Source organism: Luteibacter sp. P4_E6 (assembly GCF_056401535.1).
The window spans coordinates 1-3453 of sequence record NZ_JBFUJE010000422.1 but is presented as its reverse complement, the minus strand read 5'-3'; the positions used below and the strand labels follow the sequence as shown (position 1 = coordinate 3453).

Sequence of the window (3453 nt, the reverse complement as noted above, 5' to 3'; positions counted from 1 at the left end):
GCGCTTCGTCGCCCCGCCCCGCGCCCATGCGGCGACCCTGATCGACAGGCTGATGCTGCTGGCGAATAAGGCGAAATTCCGCCCCAACGTTCGCCAGGAAGCGCAGCAGATCCCTTCCCTGCTGCCACTGGTGGCCGCCGGACTGGGCCTGGCACTCGTGCCGGGCTCGCTGCGCGCCGTCCACCTGGACGGCGTGGCCTTCGTGCCGGTGGACGATCCGGAAGCTCACCTGTTGCTTGCTGTAGCCAGTCGCGTGGACAATACGTCTCCCGTGCTCGATAGCTTCCTGCGCACGGTGCGCGAAGCACGTACCGCGCTTGGCCTTGCCTGAAAGGTCAATCTTTCCCGGCGCTTGCGTAACGCCGAGCGGATCGCTACAATTCCGTTTTTCCTTGTCCTTAAAGTTTCAGGAGCTAGCCGTGAAGGTGCTTTCCTCTTTGAAGTCCGCGAAGTCGCGTCACCGTGACTGCAAAGTCGTTCGCCGTCGCGGCAAAGTGTTCGTGATCTGCAAGAGCAACCCCCGTTTCAAGGCTCGTCAGCGCTAATCTTTAGCTGCGACGGGTAAAAAGAAGGCCGCGAAAGCGGCCTTTTTTTATGCCTGATAGTGTGGGAGCCGCTTCAGCGGCGATAGCCAGGTGGCGGTGACCCTGTGGGAGCCGCTTCAGCGGCGATAGCCAGGTGGCGGTGACCCTCATCGCCGGCATAGCCGGCTCCCACACTACCCACGCGCTTCGGCCAGGTAGGGCGAATCCGGAATATCACCGGTGTCGCCCATGAAGACGCAATTGCGCCCTGCCCGCTTCGCCCGATAAAGCGCCGCATCGGCAACCACAAGCAGCCGGTGCAACTCGAAGCCGCATTGCAACGTGGATGAGACACCGAAGCTCGCGGTCACCGCCAGCTCGGGACGCGTCGGCGTAGAGGCTGTCGCCGAGATGGACAACCGCAGCTGTTCAGCACGTGCGCGTGCCTGTGCCGGACTGCAATCGGGCAACAGGACCGCGAACTCCTCACCACCCAGACGACCGAACACATCGCAGGCGTGCAAGGCACGATGGCAGACATCGACCGCACGCTTAAGCACTTCGTCGCCTACGGCATGACCGTAGGTATCGTTGACGTTCTTGAAGTGATCCAGATCGAACAGGATCAGACAGAGCCCACGGTCGGAACGCGCCCCATAGGCAAGCACTCGATCGGCCTGCTCGACGAAGTGTTCCCGATTGCAGATACCTGTCAGGCCGTCACGACGCGCCAGCTTCATGAAACGCATCTGTGAGCGGCGCAGCCAAAGAACCAACCAGACGATGGCCGCAAGGCTGGCAGCGAGAATGACGATATAAAGACGACTGGTTTCGACGTCCTTGCGATCGAGCGCGCCATTCAGACGCAGGATTTCATTCTGCTTGTTGAGTGACTCGACTTCGGCCTTCTTGGCCGCCACCTGCTGGTCGACCAATTGGAACGCCAGTCCGCGGGCTCCGACATCGGTGAGATAAGCCTTGTCCGCCGCCATGTACTGCTCATGGTAAGCGAGCGAGGCCGCAGCGTTTCCGGCCTGCTTCTCCACGCGATAGAGCACTTCGTAGGCTTCGATAACAGCCTCGGTGTACTCACCTTTAACCGAATGCGCGATCGCCGAATTGGCGTAACGGCGCGCTTCCGCCATTTTGCCCAGGCGGAAATAAGCCAGGGCAAGCGTACCGTCCGTTTCCGACGAGAGCGTGGCGTAGTTGAGCTGGCGCATCGCATCGCCATACTGCGTCAGCAAGGCAACCGCATCTTCCGGCCGCCCCTGCGCGAGATAGATCCAGGCCATATCACCACGCATGATCTGCCCGAACAACGTGTCACCGGTAGCCATGCAAACATCGATCGCGCGAGCGAACAGGGGATCGAGCGTGCCGATCTTCTTGGCGTCGCGCTGTGCACGCAACAGATGCTCCGCACCCTTACAGATGCTCTGGCCCGGCGGCGGGTCGTCGATCATCATCCTGGCGTACGCCTCGGCCTGATCGTATTGGCCCGCGGCACTCAGTAGCTGGGATGCCTCGCCCAAGCCCTGAAAACGCGCATTGGAGTCCCTGATGGACGGCATCATGTCCTGAAGCTGGCTGAGGCGAACGAACGCCGCCTGGTAGCGATGCCCTTCGCCCAGGAGATTTACCAGCGTGGCAAGGGCACGGAACCGCAGCAGATTGTTCGGTGCGTTGTCCGCAACGTCGTCAAGAAGGACTCGGGCACCTTCGAAATTGCCAAGGTAGACCGCGCGCCACCCAAGCAGGTAACGAAGCTTCCAGCGCGAGTAGTCGGTGAGCGAGGCGTCGTTGGCGTCCAGCTTCGACAGCATCTCGCTGAAACGCGGGAAGTCCGCAAGCTTGATGGTATCGGCCACCTCGATAGAATCGGCCGCGACAGTCGCACCGTTCTGGGACGAAGGTGCTGCACCGGCCACGAGATCGCTGACGACCAGAAGACCGAYCGCCAGCATCCATCGCAGTTGGCGGCATGCCCGCCTCATCGGATCAGAGACGCGTGTGCGACTCGGAAGACAGGGAAAGCTTCTCGTCGCCTTCCTCATCTTCTTCGTCGTCCTGACGATCGTCCTCTTCTTCGCGGTCCTCATCCGGGCCGGGCGGCATCAGCGCTGCAAAAAACACGCCCTGCCCGAGGAGCAAACGAAGGCCACCGGCGTTGCCGGCGTGGATCTCAGCGCTCAGTTCCGGCGCGATACCGGCGGCTTCGAGCTCGGCGGCCATCTGCTCGCCCGATGCGTGACGCAGGGCGGCATCCTGTCCCACGCGAGCCAGAAACTCGACAACGTTCCCCATACCTCATCCCCTGCGCACCGGACTTGCCGGGCTTTAACGGCGTCTCCTCCCCACGAGGTCGCTCGCGCGGCGATGATACCGCCAGACGGCCCGGTCGTGTAAAGCCAGCCAAAGGGACTCGGCCGAAGGGATGAGCCGGTTGGCCCGTCCCTTCGGATGTGAGGTCAGGGAACCACCATTAAGCCGCCTCGGATCGCATCAGCGATTCCAGGCGGCTGCGGATTCCGGCATCGGGGACCATCGCACGGGCGGGAGCCAGCGCCACGGTGTCCGATGTGCTGACGTGCGTCGCCGCAAGGTCGGCCAGGCGGATGCGCCGAATGGACGGCGCCTCGATCGGCAGCGTCGGSACGCTGTAGATGATGACCGGATGGTCGAGCGGATAATGCCGGGCGAGCACGTCGACGAGGATCTGGCGATAGGGCTCACCGGTGCCGCGCTTGCCCAGGGAGAGGTCGCCTACCTGGCCTACCTGCCAGAGGAAYAACCAGGCCGACGGATCGACATTGCGCTTGTGCAGCAGGAATTGCGTAGCCTCGAAATGCTGGCAGCCAAGCAAGCCCGGGTCGATGCCGAGGTCCGCGTAGAGGCAGTCCTCCGACGAGACGCCGGGCTCCATACG

At 62.6% G+C, this 3453-nt stretch carries 5 protein-coding genes; 2 read left to right on the top strand and 3 right to left on the bottom strand.

The features are described 5' to 3' along the window. Positions 1-331, top strand: a 331-nt coding sequence (locus tag AC1DT2_RS18505; RefSeq protein ID WP_477297939.1) for a LysR substrate-binding domain-containing protein, incomplete at its 5' end; no start/stop codon positions are given. Positions 332-419: 88 nt separating this feature from the next. Further along, positions 420-545, top strand: coding sequence for a type B 50S ribosomal protein L36 (gene ykgO / locus AC1DT2_RS18500; protein WP_029213509.1), 126 nt, complete (start codon positions 420-422; stop codon positions 543-545). 173 nt (positions 546-718) lie between these two features. Here the strand turns inward: ykgO and AC1DT2_RS18495 are convergent, their stop codons facing one another. The 3 genes from AC1DT2_RS18495 to AC1DT2_RS18485 form a co-directional block, all read right to left on the bottom strand. Continuing rightward, positions 719-2395: a GGDEF domain-containing protein gene (locus AC1DT2_RS18495; protein ID WP_477297937.1), complete on the bottom strand. Its 1677-nt coding sequence runs from the start codon at positions 2393-2395 to the stop codon at positions 719-721. 130 nt (positions 2396-2525) lie between these two features. Further along, positions 2526-2831, bottom strand: coding sequence for a hypothetical protein (locus tag AC1DT2_RS18490; RefSeq protein WP_477297936.1), 306 nt, complete (start codon positions 2829-2831; stop codon positions 2526-2528). Positions 2832-3009: 178 nt separating this feature from the next. Beyond that, a partial coding sequence (locus AC1DT2_RS18485; protein WP_477297935.1) for an SAM-dependent methyltransferase occupies positions 3010-3453 on the bottom strand: 444 nt, incomplete at its 5' end.

Coding starts and splice junctions, on each gene's coding strand:
- AC1DT2_RS18490 (WP_477297936.1), bottom strand. CDS start 2,831: ATGGGGAACGTTGTCGAGTTTCTGGCTCGCGTGGGACAGGATGCCGCC.